General features: G+C 73.5%; 13 protein-coding genes and 1 pseudogene. 8 read left to right on the top strand and 6 right to left on the bottom strand.

The genetic code is table 11. The annotated features are described in order from the left end of the window. The first annotated feature begins 139 nt into the window (after window positions 1–139). Window positions 140–2938, top strand: a complete 2799-nt coding sequence (locus ACI2LW_RS31970; protein ID WP_404734779.1) for a SpoIIE family protein phosphatase — start codon at window positions 140–142, stop codon at window positions 2936–2938. Window positions 2939–3002: 64 nt separating this feature from the next. Here ACI2LW_RS31970 and ACI2LW_RS31975 read toward each other — a convergent pair whose 3' ends face one another. Further along, window positions 3003–3842: a DMT family transporter gene (locus tag ACI2LW_RS31975; protein ID WP_404734761.1), complete on the bottom strand. Its 840-nt coding sequence runs from the start codon at window positions 3840–3842 to the stop codon at window positions 3003–3005. Between the two features lie 176 nt (window positions 3843–4018). On the opposite strand from ACI2LW_RS31975, the gene ACI2LW_RS31980 reads away from it, so the two are divergent. Continuing rightward, window positions 4019–4741 (top strand): hypothetical protein, encoded by a 723-nt coding sequence (locus tag ACI2LW_RS31980; protein ID WP_404734762.1) that lies wholly within the window; start codon window positions 4019–4021, stop codon window positions 4739–4741. 25 nt (window positions 4742–4766) lie between these two features. On the opposite strand, the gene ACI2LW_RS31985 is transcribed toward ACI2LW_RS31980, so the two are convergent. Together ACI2LW_RS31985 and ACI2LW_RS31990 are read right to left on the bottom strand one after the other, a co-directional pair. Further along, on the bottom strand, window positions 4767–6848 hold the full coding sequence (locus ACI2LW_RS31985; RefSeq protein ID WP_404734763.1) for a TerD family protein: 2082 nt from the start codon (window positions 6846–6848) through the stop codon (window positions 4767–4769). Window positions 6849–6994: 146 nt separating this feature from the next. Then, window positions 6995–7384, bottom strand: coding sequence for an ATP-binding protein (locus ACI2LW_RS31990; RefSeq protein ID WP_404734764.1), 390 nt, complete (start codon window positions 7382–7384; stop codon window positions 6995–6997). 161 nt (window positions 7385–7545) lie between these two features. On the opposite strand from ACI2LW_RS31990, the pseudogene ACI2LW_RS31995 reads away from it, so the two are divergent. From ACI2LW_RS31995 to ACI2LW_RS32005, 3 genes and pseudogenes are all read left to right on the top strand, one after another. After that, window positions 7546–8332, top strand: a pseudogene (locus ACI2LW_RS31995) (Scr1 family TA system antitoxin-like transcriptional regulator). After that, window positions 8329–8538, top strand: coding sequence for a DUF397 domain-containing protein (locus ACI2LW_RS32000; protein WP_404734765.1), 210 nt, complete (start codon window positions 8329–8331; stop codon window positions 8536–8538). The pseudogene ACI2LW_RS31995 and the gene ACI2LW_RS32000 overlap by 4 nt, the downstream one beginning before the upstream one ends. Further along, on the top strand, window positions 8535–9050 hold the full coding sequence (locus ACI2LW_RS32005) for a glutathione peroxidase (protein ID WP_404734766.1): 516 nt from the start codon (window positions 8535–8537) through the stop codon (window positions 9048–9050). Before ACI2LW_RS32000 ends, ACI2LW_RS32005 begins: the two co-directional genes overlap by 4 nt. A gap of 60 nt (window positions 9051–9110) precedes the next feature. Here the strand turns inward: ACI2LW_RS32005 and ACI2LW_RS32010 are convergent, their stop codons facing one another. After that, complete coding sequence (locus ACI2LW_RS32010) at window positions 9111–11060, bottom strand: MFS transporter (RefSeq protein WP_404734767.1); 1950 nt, start codon at window positions 11058–11060, stop codon at window positions 9111–9113. 136 nt (window positions 11061–11196) lie between these two features. Further along, entirely contained in the window at window positions 11197–13845 is a 2649-nt protein-coding gene (locus tag ACI2LW_RS32015; RefSeq protein ID WP_404734768.1) for a D-alanyl-D-alanine carboxypeptidase, read from the bottom strand. A 243-nt stretch (window positions 13846–14088) separates the two neighbouring features. Here ACI2LW_RS32015 and ACI2LW_RS32020 point away from each other — a divergent pair, with 243 nt between their 5' ends. The 3 genes from ACI2LW_RS32020 to ACI2LW_RS32030 all read left to right on the top strand — a co-directional run bounded on the left by ACI2LW_RS32020 (window position 14089) and on the right by ACI2LW_RS32030 (window position 16681). Continuing rightward, window positions 14089–14847, top strand: coding sequence for a GPP34 family phosphoprotein (locus ACI2LW_RS32020; protein WP_404734769.1), 759 nt, complete (start codon window positions 14089–14091; stop codon window positions 14845–14847). 527 nt (window positions 14848–15374) lie between these two features. Continuing rightward, a complete protein-coding gene (locus ACI2LW_RS32025; protein ID WP_404734770.1) occupies window positions 15375–16232 on the top strand; it encodes a helix-turn-helix domain-containing protein in 858 nt (285 codons plus the stop codon). A 257-nt stretch (window positions 16233–16489) separates the two neighbouring features. Further along, window positions 16490–16681: a DUF397 domain-containing protein gene (locus ACI2LW_RS32030; protein ID WP_404734771.1), complete on the top strand. Its 192-nt coding sequence runs from the start codon at window positions 16490–16492 to the stop codon at window positions 16679–16681. Window positions 16682–16937: 256 nt separating this feature from the next. On the opposite strand, the gene ACI2LW_RS32035 is transcribed toward ACI2LW_RS32030, so the two are convergent. Continuing rightward, window positions 16938–18056, bottom strand: a complete 1119-nt coding sequence (locus ACI2LW_RS32035; protein ID WP_404734780.1) for an ADP-ribosylglycohydrolase family protein — start codon at window positions 18054–18056, stop codon at window positions 16938–16940. Window positions 18057–18074: the final 18 nt, after the last annotated feature.

The raw sequence follows: 18074 nt of genomic DNA on the forward strand, positions 1-18074 counted from the left end.
GCGGAGGGCGGTAGAAGTGAGGGGACGGACCCGGCCGGGCGCGGGCGAGGAAAGGCCCATCGCGGGCGGCGCGCGACCCCGGCGGGGTACGCGGGCCGGGCCCGGGCCCGGGATCGAGGCAGGACGGGCGGTGAACGCGATGCACGGTGCCACACCACTCGGTGACCGCTCCGGCGCGCTCGCCGGCCCGGCGGATCCGGCCACCGTGGTCGTCGACGAGCGCGGGCTCGTGACGGGGTGGAGCGCGGGGGCCGAGCGGCTGCTCGGCTATCCGCGCCAGGAGGTCGTCGGGCGGCCCGCCGTACGTCTGTTCCCCGCCGACGGGGACGCCGGGACGGGCCCGGCGGACCTGCCCGCGCCGGCCCCGGGCCGGGGTGCGACGGCCCTGCTGCGGCACCGCGACGGCGGGTGCGTGGAGGTGGGGCTGCGGGTGTACGTCTCGTACGACGGCGAGGGCAGGGAGCAGCGCATCCTCGTGGCCACGCCGTCCGGCCGGCCACCGCCGGCCCAGCAGCCACCGCCGGCCCAGCAGCCACCGCCGACGCAGGAGCCATCAACGCAGGAGCCACCAACGCAGGAGCCACCAACGCGGCAGCCACCGGCACCCCAGCCACCGCCGACGCACGAGCCGCCCACGCCCCAGCAACCGGCACCTCAGCCATCAGCACCCCAACCACCGGAGCCACAGCCGCCGCCGGCACCCTCACCGCCTCCGGTGGCCGGCCCGCCGTCCCCCGGGCCGCTGCCGGCCGACCCCGTCACGACGGATCAGGCGTTCACCCAGTGCCACCTGCCCGTGATGGTGTTCGACTCCTCGCTGTGCGCCCTGCGGGCGAGCGCGGGGGCCGTCCGTGAGCTCGGGATGAGCGAGGAGGAGATGCGGGGCCGGCGGGTCACCGAAATCCTGCCGCCGCACGTGTGCCGCACGGTCGAGGACGGCATGAGCCGGGTCTTCATGACCGCGGAGCCGGAGCAGTTCCAGGTGCGGGGCAGGGCCCGGCCCGGGGCCCGCGAGCGGGTCTGGTCCATCACCGTCTCCCCGCTCACCACCTCGGCGGGCCGGGTCGGGCACCTCCAGCTCTCCGCGCTCGACGTCACCGACCAGTACATGGCCCGCGAGCGGCTCGCGCTGCTCAGCGAGGTCAGCGCCCGGGTGGGCAGCTCGCTGGACGTGATGCGCACGGCCCAGGAGATGGCCGACGTGGTGGTGGAGCGGCGGCTCGCCGACTTCGTCACCGTCGACCTGCTGGACTCCCTGTTCCGCGGGGCCGAGCCGGCGCCGTCCGTCTCCGGAACCGTCGCGCTGCGCCGCGCCGCCCAGCAGTCGGTGCTGCCCGGCGTGCCCGAGTCGGTGACCCGGCCGGGGGACGTGGACCACTACCCGACGTACACACCGCCCGTACGGTGCCTGACCAGCGGCAGCGCCTCGCTGCACCGCACCCTGGACCCGGCCGTCAGGGAGTGGGAGCGGGCCGATCCCGGGCGGGCCGCGGTGGTCGACGAGTTCGGCATCCACTCGATCATGGTGATCCCGCTGCTCGCACGCGGGATCACCCTCGGCGTCGCGGTCCTCGTCCGCCACCAACGCACGGAAGCCTTCGAGGAGGACGACCTGCTGCTCGCCGAGGAGATCGGCGCGCGGGCCGCGGTGGCCGTGGACAACGCCCGCCGGTACACCCTCGAACGGACCACCGCCCTGGCCCTCCAGCGCAGCCTGCTCCCGCGCCGTCTCGCCGAACAGGAGGCGGCCGAGGTGGCCATTCGCTACCTTCCGGCACGCACCCGGGCGGGACTGGGCGGCGACTGGTTCGACGTGATCCCGCTGTCGGGCGCGCGGGTGGCGCTGGTCGTGGGAGACGTGGCGGGCCACGGTCTGCGCGCCACCGCCACCATGGGACGCGTGCGGACGGCGGTGCGCACCCTCGCCGACGTCGACCTTCCCCCGGACGAGCTCCTCGTCCATCTGGACGACCTGGTCACCCATCTGGCGGCCGAGGAGGACACGACCGTCTGCCCCCTCGCGAGCGCCGACGCCGACGCCGAGCCCATGCCCGATCGAGTGCCCGATCCCGTGCCCGGTCCCGAGCCCGAGCCGGGGCGCGGGCACGGGCGTGAACCCGGCCTCGAGCTCGACGTCTCCCGTGACCTGATCGCCACCTGCCTGTTCGTCGTGTACGACCCGATCACGCGCCGCTGCACCGCCGTCAGCGCGGGACATCCGCCGCCCGCCGTCGTCACACCGGAAGGGACCGCCGAGTTCGTCGAGGTCTCGCCGGGTCCGCCGCTCGGCGTGGGAGGGCTGCCGTTCGAGGCCGTCGAGCGGGAACTGCCCCCGGGCAGCCTGCTCGTGCTCTACACCGACGGTCTCGTCGAGGGGACCGACCACGACGTGACGCACGGCCTGGATCTGCTGTTGCGGTGCCTCGCGCGGCCCGCCGGGTCGCTCGAGTCGCTCGAGGACCTGTGCGACGACCTGACCGCGAGGCTGCTGCCCGCCCAGCCGCACGACGACGCCGCCCTGCTGGTCGCCCGTACCCGCGCCATGGACGCGCAGCAGGTCGCCACCTGGGATCTGCCCCGCGACCCGGCGGCGGTGGCCGACGCCCGGGCGGGGGTCGCGGAGCGGCTGGCGCGGTGGCGGCTGGACGGGCTGGCCTTCACCGCGGAGCTGGTGGTCAGCGAACTCGTCACCAACGCGATCCGCTACGGGCAGCCGCCGATCCAGCTGCGGCTGATCCGCGACACGGCCCTGATCTGCGAGGTGTCCGACGGCAGCAGCACCGCGCCGCACCTGCGGCGGGCCCGCACCTACGACGAGGGCGGGCGCGGCCTGCTGCTGGTGGCCCAGTTCGCCGAGCGCTGGGGCACGCGGCACCACGCCGGCGGCAAGACCATCTGGGCGGAGATCCCGGTCCCGGGGCCGGACGGCGGGCACTGACCGGCCGTTGGGGCGAGGCGGTCCCCCGCGTCCCCTGGTCACCGCTGTGTCCGGCCGAGGATGGTCACCGCTGTGTCCGGCCGAGGACGACGATGCCCACCACGGCCGCCAGCGCTCCGATCACCTGGACGGCCAGCGTCCAGGACGTCCCCAGGCGTTCCTGGAAGACCACGGCGCCCATCAGGACACCGCCGATCGGTTCGAGGGTGTCGATGACCGGCAGGCTGATCGTCAGCGGCCCGGCCTGGAAGGAGCTCTGCGCCAGCAGCATGCCGGTGCCTCCGGCCAGCAGCAGCGCATACGGCTCCCAGTGCGCGAGCGCGCCGGTGCCGTGCCAGCGGAAGAGGCCGGCCGCGCTCTTGGTGAGGCTGTCGAGGAGGGCGAACATCACTCCGGCGCCGGCCGCGTACAGGGCGGTGCGCACCCGGCCCGGCCGGCGCCACCCGACCGGTACGAGCACGCACAGGCACGCGGCCGCGAGGGCGAGCAGGGGGAGCCATTCCCCCAGGCCGGGCGCCACGAGTCCGGCGGACGGCGGCAGCACCGCCAGGAAGGCGGCCACGCCTCCCGCCGTGCAGAGCGCGCCGACGGCCTCGGTGCGGGTCACGGGCCGGCCGCGCCGCCGGGCGACCAGCGGCAGGGCGAACACGAGGTCCATGGCCGCCAGCGGCAGCACGAGCACCAGCGGGCCGAACGCCAGGGCGACGCCCTGCATGACGTAGGACAGGACCGACAGGGCGGCGCCCAGCAGCCACAGCGGTCTGCGCAGCAGGTCCAGCACGAGGCGGGGACGCAGGGACTCGCTCTCGGGTACGGCGGCCGCGGCGGCCTGCTGCATGACCGCCGCGACGGCGTACGAGCAGGCGGCCGCCAGTGCCGCGATCACCGCCACGCCGACTGCCATGCGCCCAGGATGCGGTCCCGCCCGGCCCGACCGGGGCAGCTGCGCCCGGCGAGGCGGGACTCGGCACTGGATGGCCGCACGACGACCCCGGCCGGGCCTACGGCCCCAGCCGCACCGACGACCCCGGCCGGTCCGCCGTCGCCGCGCAGGCGAGGGCTTCGGGCGATAATCGGCTGGTGAGGGTCGGTGAGGTGCGGCGGCTGCTGGGGGACCTGCTCGCGGTGGGCGCGCCGTACGGGCTCGCGCTGGGCGGCGGGGACGCGATGCGGGTGCACGGTCTGGTGGACCGGGCCGGCCGGACCGTCGAGGTCGCCACCGAGAGCGCGGTCCCCACGGCGGACATCGTCGCCGCGGTGCGGCGCGGGCTGGAGGAGCGCGGCTGGCGGGCGGGGGCCGCGGGCACCGAACCGCTCGGCGCGCGTCTCGTCGTGACCGACCCGGCGACCGGCGAGGAGTACGAGGTGCAGGTCCTCAAGGAAGTGCTCTGGCGGCCCCCGGAGCCCGGCGAGCCGGGTCCGGTGCTCTCCCTGGAGGACACCGTGGGCACCCGGGTGCGGGCGCTGGCCGGTCAGGGGCTCGCCCCCGACCTGGTCGACGTCCACGCGGCGGCCGGCCGCTGGACCCGCCCCGAACTGGAGGAGCTCGGCCGCCGGCACGCCGGCGACGCCTTCGACCTGGCCGACCTGCAGACCCGTCTGGTCGGCGCCGAGTGGCTCGACGACCGCGAGTTCACCGCCTGCGGCCTCGACGACCACGCCATCGCCGCCCTGCGCCGCTGGGCCCAGGAGTGGGCCGACGACATCGGCGAACGCCTCCTGGAGGCCACCACCCCGGAAACCCCGGGCGCCCCGGACTCCCCGGACTCCCCCGGCCTTCCGGGCGCCCCGGACGACGAGTGACGAACCGGGGCACCCGCGTGCGGGGTCATCCCGCCGCCGGGGCCTCCTTCGGCGCCGCGGGACGGGGGGACGGGCGGTCCAGGTGCACCACGACCGTCCGGTGGAAGCGGTGGACCGCGTCGTCGACGCTGCGGATGAAGCCCGTCTGGGCGTTGCCCCGGCCGCTGCCCATGCCCTTGAACAGGGACAGCCGGAAGCCGGTGATGACGTCGGAGGAGTTTTTGGGCAGCAGGTCCCCGGGCTCGGGGCGCAGCTTCTCCAGCGTGCCCCGCGGGCCGCCGTTCTGCCCCTCGACCAGCGTTTCGATGTGCAGGTCCGCCGGTGCCTCGGCCAGCTGCCGGATGAGTCGCTTCGCCCAGCTCAGCGGGTACCCCTGGGTGGGAGCCGGCACCTCCACCGTGGTGCGCAGCCTGGCCGTGCGCAGATCCGCGACGACGCCGATGACGCCCGGCGTGCCCTCGATGCGCAGTTCCGCCTCGAGCCTGCCCTCCAGGCAGAGCCGGTCGGCCGCCTGGCTGCGGCGTGCCCGCGGGTCGGCGCCCCGCCGCGTCCGCTGGACGGGCAGCACCTTCTGGCCGAGCTCGCCGCCCAGTCCGAGGCAGACCTGGCGGATCAGCCGCTCCCAGCTCTCCACCACCTCCAGGGCGCGCGAGTCGCCCTGGCACAGGGTCTCGTCGTCGATGCCGTTGCGGACGGGCACCCAGGCGGGGCCCATGTTCTGGAAGCCGTGGCAGCCGGAGTTCTCGTGCTGGAGGTAGTACAGCAGCTCCTGGAGCAGCCAGGCGTGCGCCGCGTTGCCCACGCCCTCGTGCCGGATCAGCATCTGCGCCTGGTGCGCCACTTCCGCCCACGACAGGTGGCGCAGGGCGACCTTGTGCTTGCGCCGCCCGTCGATCTTCACCTCCACCAGCGGACTGCCCTCCAGCGCCACGTCGTTGGAGAGGGTGATGACCGCCTCGTAGCCGCGGCGGGCGGCGATGTCCATGTACGCCTGCACCTGCTCGGACCTGAGGGAGTTGCCGTTGGTCTTCGTCTCCACCAGCGCGGTCCACAGCTTGCCCGCCCGCTCGACCCGGATCACCCCGTCGGGCCGCCGGGGGGTGTCACCGTGCGGCAGCGAGACCTCGGTGAAGGTCTCCATGCGGCCCGCCGGTGCGCCGAACCCGGCGGTCAGGCGCCTGCCGAACTCGGGCACCTGCGCCATCACCGACAGCAGGACCGACGTGGCGCGCGTCTCGCGGTCGCGGTCGCTCTTGAGGGCCGACACCGGGAACAGCCGGGCACCGCGCCAGGACTCGTTCTCCGCCAGCGACTTCTTCGCCACCTTCGGGAGCGTGACCTTCTGCCTGGCGGTGCGCGGGCGGCCGGCCGGCTTCCTCGTCCCCTCCGCGGCGTCCGGGCGGCGCGGGGCCGGCAGGGCGTCGAGCGTGCCCCGGCCACCCGCCGCCGGAGCGGGAGCCGTCGCCTGCGCCCGGTGCTCGGTGCCGGGGCCGGCGTCCGGCGCGCCGTCGCCCTCCTCGGCCGCCACCGCCTCCTTCGCGGCGGCCTCCTCGACGGCCGCGTCGTCCTCGATGTCGACGCCGAAGTCCGTCGCGAGGCCCGCCAGGCCGGTGTCGTATCCCTGCCCCACCGCCCGGAACTTCCAGCCGTCGCCGCGCCGGTACAGCTCGCCGAAGATGATCGCGCTCACCGGGCCGGGATCGTCGATGGCGAACCGGAGCAGGTCCTCGCCGCTCCCGTCGGCCAACGTCAGCCGCAGATCCTCCAGTTCACCGAAACGGGCTTCGGCGTACCGGCTGGCCGCGACGACGATGCGGTCCACCCCCGCCGGGACCGCCGTCAGGTCGAACCCGATCCGGTCCTCGTTGCCGCCGTCGGTGGGCGTCTTGCCCAGCAGCTGCACGCTGCCGTCGGCGGCCACCGGGTTGTTGTAGAAGTAGAAGTCGGCGTCACCGCGCACTTTGCCGTTCTCGTCGACCAGCAGCACCGACACATCCGCGTCGCCCTCGCCGCTCGGGCTGACCCAGCCCAGGCTGACGACCACCGAGCCCGCGTCCTCGCTCAGGTCCGCCAGGGCCACGTTCGCGCCCTTGACCAGCTCACGCATACATCCCCCCACATACAGCATTCCGGGCACCCGGGCACCCCACCCGGGCGGCCTTCCGGCGACGCATGGTGACGTGGCGCACACGGAAGACCGTGGATGACTGTAATACCCACGCGTCCCGTAAGTGGCGGGATCGGTACGTGAACTCAGTACGTGAACTCGCACCACACGACCTTCCCCGGGTCCCGTTGTCCGACGCCCCACTTGGCCGCCAGGGCCGACACCAGGAGCAGGCCCCGGCCCGACTCGTCGCGCGGGGCGGTCTGCCGTGGGGTGCCGTCGCCGCTGTCGTGCACCTCGACCCGGAGGGTGTCCCGGCCGGGGAGCAGGCGCAGCTGGAAGCCGCGGCCCGGCGGGACGCCGTGCACCAGTGCGTTGGTGGTCAGTTCGCTGACGCACAGCAGGATGTCGTCCCGCGCCCCGGCGGGCACCGCCCAGTCCGCGAGCGCCTGCCGCGTGAACGTCCGCGCCGCCGGGACGGATTGGCGTTCGCGCCGGTAGAAGCGTTCACGTACGGGTGGGGTTTCGTCGTTCATGGGGCGAGGGTGACGGAGGGTGCCCATAGTGGGGCAGTGGGTGGTCCCGTACCGATCTTCCGTACGGGTTCGCCCTGGTGAACGTACGCCTCGGGACGGAGGGTTGCGACCGTATGGGAACCGGCAGCAGCAACGCGGGGCGGAGGAAGAACGCCTCCGCCATGAAGATGGTCGGCAAGATTCTCTGCACCTTCCGGAAGACGGCCGGCCACACCCAGCGTTCGCTTGCCGAGCGGCTTGTCGTGGACGAGGAGACGATCGCCTCGATCGAGCAGGGCAGGCGCCCGCTGAAGGAGGGATCTGGCGGCCGCCCTCGACGAGTTGCTGGACACCAAGGGTGCCCTGTCCGTGGCAGTCGCCAACATGCCGGAAGTGGACCTGTTTCCCCGGTGGGCCGAGGAGTACATCGATCTCGAGCGGGAGGCGCTCGCGCTCTCCTGGTACGACAACCAAGTGCTGCCGGGCCTGCTCCAGACCCGGGCCTATGCCGGCGCCGTGTTCAGGAACGAGGTCCCGGCGCTCACCGAGGACGAGATCGAGCACCGGGTCGCCGCCCGCATCGACCGGCAGGAGATCCTGCACCGCCGCGAACCGCCGAGCGTCAGTTTCGTCGTCTCCGAAGTGACGCTGATGGACCGGCTGGGCGGGGACGAGGTCTACTACGAGCAGTTGCGGCGCCTGCGCGAGTGGGCGGAACTGCCCGGCGTCACCTTCCAGGTCATGCCGGTCGGACGCGACTTCCACGCGGGCCTGTCCGGTCCGTTCATCCTCGTCGAGACGCCCGATCACCAGCGCATCGCGTACGTCGAGGGGCAGCGCCGGGGCTGGATGATCGCCGATCCCGACGAGGTGTCCGTTCTGGAGCGCAAGTATGCGATGCTGCGAACGCAGGCCCTCAATCCCAGGGAGAGCACCGGCCTGCTGGACCGGCGACTAGGAGAGCAATGAGCACCGCACTTCAGTGGTTCAAGTCCAGCTACAGCAGCGAACAGGGCGGCGCCTGTCTGGAGGTCGCGTTCGGCTCGTGCGCCGTTCACGTGCGGGATTCCAAGGCGGGCGGTGCCGGTGGCGCGCCCGCGGCGGTGCTTTCCGTCACGCCTCGCAGCTGGGCCGCGTTCCTCCCGCTCGCCCGGCGTGATTACATCCGGGCATGACCACTGCGGACAACGACAACGACAACCTCACTCCCCTCGGCGTGGAGATCGGCAGCCTCCAGGGAGGCTCCGCGCAGCTCGGGCAGTACGCGGGACGGGCCGTGCTCGTCGTGAACGTGGCGTCCAAGTGCGGGCTCACCCCGCAGTACGCCGGGCTCGAACGGCTGCACGAGCGGTACGCCGGGAAGGGCTTCACCGTGCTCGGCGTGCCGTGCAACCAGTTCATGGGGCAGGAGCCGGGCAGCTCCGAGGAGATCGCCGAGTTCTGCTCGGCCACGTACGGCGTCACCTTCCCGATGACCGAGAAGGTCGACGTCAACGGCGAGGGCCGGCACCCGCTCTACGAGCGTCTGGTGGGATTCGCCGACGCCGGGGGGCACAGCGGCGACATCCGCTGGAACTTCGAGAAGTTCCTGATCGGGCGGGACGGCCGGGTCGTCGCCCGGTTCTCGCCCCAGACCGAGCCCGAGGCCCCCGAGGTGCTCGCCGCCGTCGAGGCACAGCTGTCCTAACGGGACCGGCGACCGGGTCGCCCTGCCGCGGGGCCGCCGCCCGGTCGCCCCGGTCCGGGGTCACCTCAGTTCGTCGGGGCACGGTGTGCCGCGAGGCAGCTGGTAGGGCGCCGCCAGTCGGTAGGTGCCTGCCCGGGGGGCGACCAGCAGCGTCCAACGGTCGCCCTTGGCGTCCTGTTCCGTCTCCGTCAGGCAGCCGTTGACGTTGTCGTACGTCTTCGGCGTGCCCTTGGGGCGGTGCTTGGAGGCCTCGGTCTCCTGCGGGGGCTTGAGGCTCTCGCCCTTGTCGTCGACCAGGCTGAGCCAGGGCGAGTAGGGGATGCGGATGAGGATGCGGCCCGCCTTGCGGACCTCGATGGTCAGCTCGCCCTGCTCGGCGCGGTCGACGACCGCGTCGGGCTCGGCGAGCGGGGCCGGGTCGGTCACCGCGAACAGCTGCCAGTTGGCGTCGCCCCAGACCTGCTTGAGATAGGGCATCCCGCGCTGCACGAGGGCGCGTTCGCGTTCGCCGCCGTCGCCGTCGGGCTCGTCCTTGGGCAGCACCACGTAGTGGACGGCCCAGCGCTGGAGCCACTCGTGGTAGTTCGCGGAGTTGAGGGTGTCGTCGTAGAAGAGCGGGTTGCGCTCCATGTCGGCCTGGCGGTTCCAGCCGCGGGCCAGGTTGACGTACGGCGCGAGCGCGGAGGCCTCGCGGTGCGAGCGGGCCGGGACCACCTCGACGCGGCCCTTCTCCGCGCCGACCTCCTGGAGTTCGTTGACCAGGGGGGCCAGCTCGCGCGCCCAGGAGGCGGCCGGGGTGGTGTGCACGATGTCGTCGACGGTCTTCACGCCGAGCCAGACGCCGAAGCCGAGGAGCGCCACCACGGCCGTGTACCACTTGCGCGAGCGCGGCACCGTGAAGGGCAGCGCGGCCACCAGCACCACGCCGGCGAACAGCATGGGCAGCCGGGTGATGTTGGAGCCGATCTGGGAGCTGATCAGCCAGACCAGGACCACCGACAGGCCGTAGACGCCGGCGGTGATCCTGACCGTCCGCCACTCCCGGGGGACGAGGACGAAGGCGAAGATCGCGTACAGCAGCGGCAGGATCACCGAGAAGACCGTCATGGGCTGGGTGCCCGAGAAGGGGAACAGCCAGGCCGAGACGGCCACCACGGCGCTCGGGGCCAGGCCGAGCGCCCAGGCGCCCGGGCGGCGCTTCTGCAGGAACAGCGCGACCGCGACCAGACCCACGAACAGGCCCGCCACGGGCGAGGACATGGTGGCCAGGGCCGCCAGCGGGGCGGCCACCAGGGCCTTCGCCCAGCGTTTGCGGCGCCAGCGGTACGGCCAGCAGAAGACGGCGGCGACCGCGCCCAGCGCGAACATGGTGCCCAGGCCGAACGTCACCCGGCCCGACACCGCGTTGCACAGCAGCCCGAACAGACCGGCCAGCGCCGCCCACAGCGGGTTGCGCACCGAGCGGCTGCGGATCAGGACCAGCGTGAGGAGCCCCGCGGACACCGTGCCGGCGATCATCATCGTCGTCCGCACGCCGAGCACGGACATCAGGTACGGCGACACCACGCTGTACGACACCGGGTGCATGCCGCCGTACCAGGCGAGGTTGTACGCCGAGTCGGGGTGCCGGCCGACGAACTCGGCCCACGCGTCCTGCGCCGCGAGGTCGCCGCCGCTGTTGGCGAACGCGAAGAACCAGACGATGTGCAGCAGCCCGGACACGGCGGTGAGGGACAGCGCGGGGTGCCGCAGCATCCGCTCCCGCAGGGTGAGGACCGCGGCCCGGGCACGGGACGCGCCGGCCCCGTCGTCCCGGCTGTCGCCGCCGGCCCGGGCACGGGACGTACCGTCCCCGTCGTCCCGGTTGTCGACGTCGTCCCGGCTGTCCCTGTCGGCCCGGCTGTCGCTGCCGTCCCTACCGGCGCCGGGGGCGGCGGACGGTGCTATTCGCGGTCCGGCTCCCGGACCGGGATCGGCGTCGTCGGCGCGTGTCGGCTCCGCAGTGGCCACCTGAAGGCACTCCCCGTGTCCTGTCCTCTGTTCGGCCGCGTCCCTCGAGCGGCGACGTGCCCGTTTCGTGACGCTAGCACGCACCCCGACGGGGAGCCCCCGGGTGGGCTGCCCGACGGGGTGCGCGACGCCCGGCTCAGCCGACGCGGGTCAGCTTGGCCCCGAAGCCCGGCTCGGCGAGGTCCTTCTGCAGCGCCACCGGCACCCGCACCGCGCCGCCCGAGCCGTCGCCGACGGTGAGCGTGCCCACCCTGGTGCCGGCCTTGGCGGTGTGCGGCACGTCGTCGGCGGCGAAGGACAGCTTCACCCTCAGGCCGGCCCAGCCGACCGCGGAGACGTCCTGGGTGACGACGACCGGGGTGTGCCCGCCGAGCCGGTCGTCGACGTATCCGACGACGTGGCCCTTCTTGAGGATCTTCGCGGAGGTCATCGCCTCCTGCGCGGCGAGCATGGCGGTCTTGCTGACGGCGTTGACCGTGTCGATGATCGGCGGCCTGTGCTGCCCGAGGATCGCGCCGACGACGGTGACCGTCTGGCCGCCGACCTGCTTGTGCGCGGCGAACAGGAGGTTGCCGCCGGCCGCGGTGGTGGTGCCGGTCTTGATGCCGATGGCGCCGTTGTAGGGGACCAGGCGGTTGTAGTTCGACCACTTGTGGCCCGAGGGGTCCGTCCAGCTCGGCGCGCTGGTGATGGCCACCAGGGCGGGCATCCGCACCACCGCGTTGCCCAGCTTCACCTGGTCGTGGGCGGTGGAGACGGTGGTCTCCTTCAGGCCGGAGGGGTCCGTGTACGTGGTGCCGGTCATCCCCAGTTCCCTGGCGGTGGCGTTCATCTTCTTGACGAACGCCGCCTCGGAGCCCGCGTCCCAGCGGGCCAGCAGCCGCGCGATGTTGTTGGCGGAGGGCACCATGATGGCGGACAGCGCCTGCTTCTCGGTCAGGACGTCGCCGGCCTTGACCGTGTTGAGCGTGGACTCGCCGTCCTTGTCGTAACCGCCCTCCTTCTCGGCGGTCGCGTCCACCTGGATCTTCGGGCCCTCCTCGCCCGGCTTCAGCGGGTGGTCGCGCAGCACGATGTACGCCGTCATGGTCTTGGCGACCGAGCCGATGGCGACCGGCGTCTGCTTGCCGAAGTTCCCCATCGTGCCGATGCCGTTGACGTCCATCCACCCCTGCCCCTCGGCCGGCCAGGGCAGGGCGGGCCTGCTGCCGTCGAAGGTGTAGCTGTCCTCGGCGGTGAGCGCCAGTGTGGGCGCGGGCAGCGGACGTACGGCCTGCACGATCGCAAAGACGATCGCCAGCAGCACGACCAGCGGGGTCCAGATCTTGACGCGGCGCACGAGGGTGCGCAGCGGGGTCTCCGGCGGCGGCGGGGTGTTGGTCAGCTCGGCCAGCAGGTCCAGCGGCGGCTTGGGCGGCAGCGGCTGCTGGGTGGTGCGCTCGGGCCCCAACCGGGGCACGGGCCGGGTGGCGTCGGCGGGAACGGCGGGGCCGGCCGGCTGGGCCGGTCCGGTCGGCTGGGCCGGTCCGGCGGGTCCGGTCTTCGGCTGCGGCTCGGTCTTCGGGCGCGGTTCCGCCTTCGGCCGGGGCTGCGGCTGCGGCTGGGCGTCCGGCCGCGGTTCGGCCTTCGGCTGCGGCTTACGGGTCTCCGGGGCGTCCAGCGGCTTGAGCGCGACGAACTTGCTGGTCCGCTCGGCGTCGGACTGGGGGCCGGGCTCCGGCTTCCGGTTCCCGCCGAGCTTGAGCATGGTGGTCGGCTGATCCACCCGGGGCTTGGCGTCGCCCAGCTTCAGCATGGTGGTGGGCTGGTCGACGGGCGGCCGGGGGTCGACGCCGGTCCCGCCGTCGGTCCCGGCGTCGTCGGCGGCGCGGGTGTCCTCGGCGGCCGGGGGCTCGTCGGCCGAGGGCTCGTCTGCCGGGGCGTCCTGCGGTTCGTCGTCGTCGCCCTCGGTGGCCTTGGCGCCTTCTGCGTCCCTGGTGCCTTCTGCGCCCTCGGCGTCCTCGGCGTCCTGGGCGTTCTGGGCGTCGTTCCGGGGGCCGGTGGCGTCCTGGGGCTCGGCAGGGCCCCCGGGGCCGTCCTCGGCCTCCTCAGGGCCTTCCGCGGCCTTCTCGGAGGCACCGGCGCCCACGGGCTCCTCGGAGCCCTTCTTCTCACCCGCGGAACCCACCCAGGCGGCCACGGCCGCCCGCAGACGCGCGTCGCCCGCGGAGTCGGAGCCGTCGGCGTCGCCGGAACCCGACCCCGAGTCGGAACCGGAACCGGAAGCGGAGTCGTCGCCGGCCTCCCCGTCCTTCGCGCCATCGGAGTCCTCCTCGCCCTCGGAGTCCTCCGCGTCGCTCGCGGCCGTCGCGCCCTCGCGGGAGCGGCCGGCCTCCTCCACCCGATCGGCCCGATCGGCGTCACCCGCGCCCGCGGGAGTGCCGGCGCCCTCGGAGTCCCGGGCGTCCGAGGTGCCGGACGCGTCCGAGGCGTCCTCGGTGTCGGCGCCGGCGGACAGCGCGTCCTCGCCGGCCTCGGTCCGCGCGTCGTCCTCGGTCTTCACGTCCCGCACCGAGAGCACCCGGGTGGCGGTGTCCACGCCCCCGCGTCCCCCGGAGTCCGCGGGGGACCCGGACCGCCCCGACAGCGCGAGGCGGGGGTCGCGCACCTCGGGCGACCCGTCCCCGGTGCCGGGAACCGGATTCGCGCTCCCCGACGTCGGTTCTGCCGACGACGCGCGCTGCTTCGACCTGTCGGGGGACTCGCCCGCCACCGATGCCTCCTCCATGCGCGGCACGCCTCGCATGCCGCTACCGAACCGTCAACCGCCGCCTGGACCGCCACCCGGACGAAGCAGCCGCACCACCGGGCCTGCACCCCCCGGTCGCACCGCTGTCCGAACCATGTACCAGTGTCCTGTCTGCGGGCCAAACCGAAGCGGTAGACGAGAACGACATACCTACCGGTTCCCTCACGAACCGGTCACGCACCCTCGACAGACCAATGTGAGAGGGGTCACCCTGTCATTCATCCACGCGGGGAGGCATGGATGGGCAGGAGCCGCAGAACACTTCCGGAGGAGCTTCTGCTGCTGGCACTGGACCCGACGACGGGTACCACTGCGCAGCCGCAGTCGCTCGACCTGGGTCTGGCCGGAGCGCAGCTAGTGGAGCTGGCGCTGGCCGGACGGATAGCCCCGGACGGGGATCGTATCGCCGTGGTGGTGCCACGGCCGACAGGAGATCCGACTCTGGACTGCGCGTTGGAGTTGCTGCGAAGGCGCGGCGCTCCGGTGCGGGCCGTCCACTGGATCGGCGGGCCCCGTCTCGGGCTGCGCCAGACCTACCTCTCGCATCTGGAGCGGTGCGGCATGGTGGCCGCCGTGCCGGGTCAGATGTGCGGGGTGCTGCCGACCACTCGCTACCAGGCGACGGACACCGCGATCAGCCGGGAGATCAGGGCCCGGCTGGACTCCGCGATCCGCACCGGCGTGCCGCCGGACCCGCGGACGGCGGCGCTCGCCGCGCTGGCGCACGCGGTCGGCCTCGGCAAGCACCTGTACCCGGGCAACGAGGGCCGTTCGTCCCGTTCCCGGCTGCGGGATCTCATCAGGCACGACCCGATGGGCGGTCTGGTGGCGCACGCCGTGATGGACGTCCAGAACGGTGCGGCGGCCCAGCCGCGCCGCGCTCCGTCCCCGGCCGGCGGCCGGCAGCCGGGCCCGGGCGTCAGGACCGCGGCGGAGACGGCGCGCGGCATTCCCACGCAGCCGCGCCGGGGCTCCATGGCCCGTCTGGCGGCCCACTGAGCGGCCCACTGACCGGCTCACCGAACCGTATCCCCGGTCCCGGCCTCCGCGGCCGCGGCCGCGACAGGATTCGAACCGCTGCCGGGAGGGCGGACGCGCACGCGGTGCCGAGCGCGAACTCCCTCCCGGTACCGGCATGAAGGCACGAAGAGCCCCAGCCGGCACCGGCACGAGCGCGCCCCGGAACCGCTCACCGCTCCGGAACCGTCTCGAAACCGCCTTGCGGCACCCGCGGGCACCGGCCCTGCCCGCGCCCCCGGCCCGGCGCGCGCTCAGGGCCGGCGCGCGTCAACGGCCCGCCGGGCAGGGCACGGACGGCCACTGCGCGGCCGCGGGGCCAGGACGGCATTCCGGCCACCGGGCAGGCGGGCCGCCGCATCCAAGCGGACCCGAAGGGCTCAGCACAATCCACCGGGCCTTCCAATCCCGCATATCCGGCGTTTCCGAGCGGTGGAAAGCACCTTGGTGGCAGTCTGCTCAACAGCAGATACGCAAAGTAGAGCCATGCAGCCGGAGGTGCGCGTCCCGTGGCGTCCAATGTCAATCCCACCGTAAGGCGGCGCCGACTGGGCCAGGAGCTGCGAAGGCTCCGTGAGCTCAAGGGCATGACCGCCGAGGAAGTGGCCGAGCGGCTGCTGGTGTCGCAGTCGAAGATCAGCCGGCTGGAGAACGGCCGGCGCAGTATCAGCCAGCGCGACGTGCGCGACCTGTGCGGGGTCTACGAGGTGGAGGACCACCGCATCGTCGACTCGCTGATGCAGATGGCCAAGGACTCGCGCCAGCAGGGCTGGTGGCACTCCTTCGGCGACATCCCGTACAGCGTCTACATCGGCCTGGAGACCGACGCGGCGAGCCTGAGAGTCTACGATCCGCAGGTCGTCCCCGGGCTTCTGCAGACCCGTCAGTACGCGGAGTCGCTGATCGCGGGCGCCCTCCCGGAGACGGCGCCGGCGGACATCGAGAAGCGCGTCCAGGTGCGCATGCGCCGGCAGGAACGAATCTCCGCGGCCGAGAACCCGCTGCGCCTGTGGACGGTGCTGGACGAGGCCGCGCTGCGCCGCGTGGTCGGCAACCGGTCCCTGATGCGGGAGCAGTTGGAGTACCTGGTGGAGCAGTCGCAGCTGCCGCACGTCACCGTGCAGGTGATCCCCTTCGACATGGGCGCGCACCCGGGCCTCAACGGCCAGTACGCGATCCTGGAGTTCCCCGACGCGGCCGATTCCAGCGTGGTCTACATCGAGGGCGTCACCAGCGACCTGTATCTGGAGAAGGCGAACGACGTCCAGAAGTACAGCGTGATGTACGAGCACCTGCGGGCGCAGGCGCTGAACGTGGAGCAATCACGCCAGTTCATCGCGGACATCGCCAAGGAGTACGCCCGCTGAGCGCGCCCCCCGATGCGCGGGAGAGCCCCCTCCTGCGCAAAAGCGCCGCACACTACACCTTGACCAACTGAAGAGGGAAGACCCCTTTGGAATATGCCATCCGGAAGGGTGAATAGTCGCTTCGGACTCCGAGAGTGGCGAGTAGCGTCGATCACGCCATCGAGCAACAACGTTGGCGTGAACCGCGCTGTGGGTTCTGGCCCAACACGTCGTGCGGTGCAGCAACTCAACCACTCCACAGGCAATCCGGAGCAGAAATGGCAATTCGTCAGGGCGCCACGGAGACGTGGACCAAGTCCTCGCACTCCACGGGCAACGGCGCATGCGTCGAGATCAAGTCACCGGTGGTCGCGGCCATGTCGGTGCGGGACTCCAAGGTCCCCGCGGGCCCGGTGCTCGACTTCCCCGCCGGCGCGTGGAACGCCTTCGTGGCATCGATCAAGGTGTGAGGGGAGGGTCTTCCCGATCCTCCGCCGCACCTCGGCCGACCACCGCACCAAGCACCACTGAGAGCCCTCTCGACGAGCTCGCCGTCCTTGCCGAGAGGGCTCCGCCTCAACCCCTCCCCCGCCCGCCTCAACCCCTCCCCCGCCCGCCTCAACCCCTCCCCCGCCCGCCTCAACCCCTCCCCCGCCCGCCTCACCGACCGCGCTCCCGGCTGCGCCCGTCCTCCCCGCCGGAGCACCCGGAGTACGTGAAGAACCGTCACTCCCCCCGGGGATACCGGGCCAGCCAGCCCGGGGAGGAGGCGGCCGGCCCGTGCAGGGCGGGGCCCTGGGTCATCTCGATGGCGAAGTCGTCCGCCAGGACCAGCAGCGTGGGACGGCCCTCCAGCTCGGCCAGCCAGGCCGGCGGGAGGGCCGTCTCGCCGTACAGGGCGCCGAGCAGCCCGCCGGTGAGCGCGCCCGCCGCGCCGGAGGGGCCGCTCTGGTTCACGGCCAGGCGCAGCCCGTGCCGTACGTCCTCGCCGACGAGCGCGCAGTACACGGCCACGGCCAGCAGTGACTCGGCCGTGGCCGCCCCGGCCAGTTCCTCCACCCGGGCCGGGTCGGGCAGGCCCCGCCGGACCGCGCCGAGCGCGTGCTGGAGGGCGTCGGAGACGGGCTGGTGCCCGGGGCGCGCGGCGAGCAGCGCGAGCGCCTGCTGCACGGCGGCGTCGAGGCCCTCCCCGCGGGCCAGGCCGTGCACGATGACGGCGTACGCCCCGGCGGCGAGGCAGGCGGTGGGGTGGCCGTGCGTCTGCGCCGCGCACTCCACGGCGAGCTGCACGACGAGCTGCGGCTCCCACCCGACGAGCAGCCCGAACGGCGCGGACCGGGCGACGGCCTCCGGTCCCCGCTCGCCGGGGTTCTTCGGCGCCTCCGGCGTGCCCATGCGGTCGTCCCCCAGGCCGGCGAGCAGCGCGCGCGTGGGGCCGCGGCGGGCGTACAGCCACTCCTCCCGGGCCAGCCACCCGTCGTCCTTGCGGCGCTCGTCGGGGCCCCAGTCCCGCTGGGTGGCGGCCCACCGCAGATAGGCCCGGTGCAGATCGGTGGGCGGGTGCCAGGCGCCGGTGTCGCGGCGCACCTGCGCGCGGATCAGCCCGTCGACGGAGAACAGGGTGAGCTGGGTGAGATGCGTGACGGCGCCGCGCCGTCCGTACGCGGAGGCGAGGTCGGCGAGGCCCTCGGCGCCGTGCGCCTGACGGATGCCGTCCAGGTCCAGCGCGTCGACCGGTGCCCCGAGCGCGTCGCCCACGGCGACCCCGAGCAGGGTGCCGCGCACCCGGCTGCGGAAGTCCTGCTGCTCGGTACGCCCCCAGACGGCACCGGACGTCGTACCCACCATGACCTCCTCACGGCA

The organism is Streptomyces sp. NPDC004065, assembly GCF_044903565.1.
Classification (GTDB): domain Bacteria; phylum Actinomycetota; class Actinomycetes; order Streptomycetales; family Streptomycetaceae; genus Streptomyces.

What these genes read in the sequence shown, in the direction of transcription:
- ACI2LW_RS31970 (WP_404734779.1), top strand. Translation starts at nt 140, where the DNA reads ATGCACGGTGCCACACCACTCGGTGACCGCTCCGGCGCGCTCGCCGGC.
- ACI2LW_RS31975 (WP_404734761.1), bottom strand. Translation starts at nt 3,842, where the DNA reads ATGGCAGTCGGCGTGGCGGTGATCGCGGCACTGGCGGCCGCCTGCTCG.
- ACI2LW_RS31985 (WP_404734763.1), bottom strand. Translation starts at nt 6,848, where the DNA reads ATGCGTGAGCTGGTCAAGGGCGCGAACGTGGCCCTGGCGGACCTGAGC.
- ACI2LW_RS31990 (WP_404734764.1), bottom strand. Translation starts at nt 7,384, where the DNA reads ATGAACGACGAAACCCCACCCGTACGTGAACGCTTCTACCGGCGCGAA.
- ACI2LW_RS32000 (WP_404734765.1), top strand. Translation starts at nt 8,329, where the DNA reads ATGAGCACCGCACTTCAGTGGTTCAAGTCCAGCTACAGCAGCGAACAG.
- ACI2LW_RS32005 (WP_404734766.1), top strand. Translation starts at nt 8,535, where the DNA reads ATGACCACTGCGGACAACGACAACGACAACCTCACTCCCCTCGGCGTG.
- ACI2LW_RS32015 (WP_404734768.1), bottom strand. Translation starts at nt 13,845, where the DNA reads ATGCGAGGCGTGCCGCGCATGGAGGAGGCATCGGTGGCGGGCGAGTCC.
- ACI2LW_RS32020 (WP_404734769.1), top strand. Translation starts at nt 14,089, where the DNA reads ATGGGCAGGAGCCGCAGAACACTTCCGGAGGAGCTTCTGCTGCTGGCA.
- ACI2LW_RS32030 (WP_404734771.1), top strand. Translation starts at nt 16,490, where the DNA reads ATGGCAATTCGTCAGGGCGCCACGGAGACGTGGACCAAGTCCTCGCAC.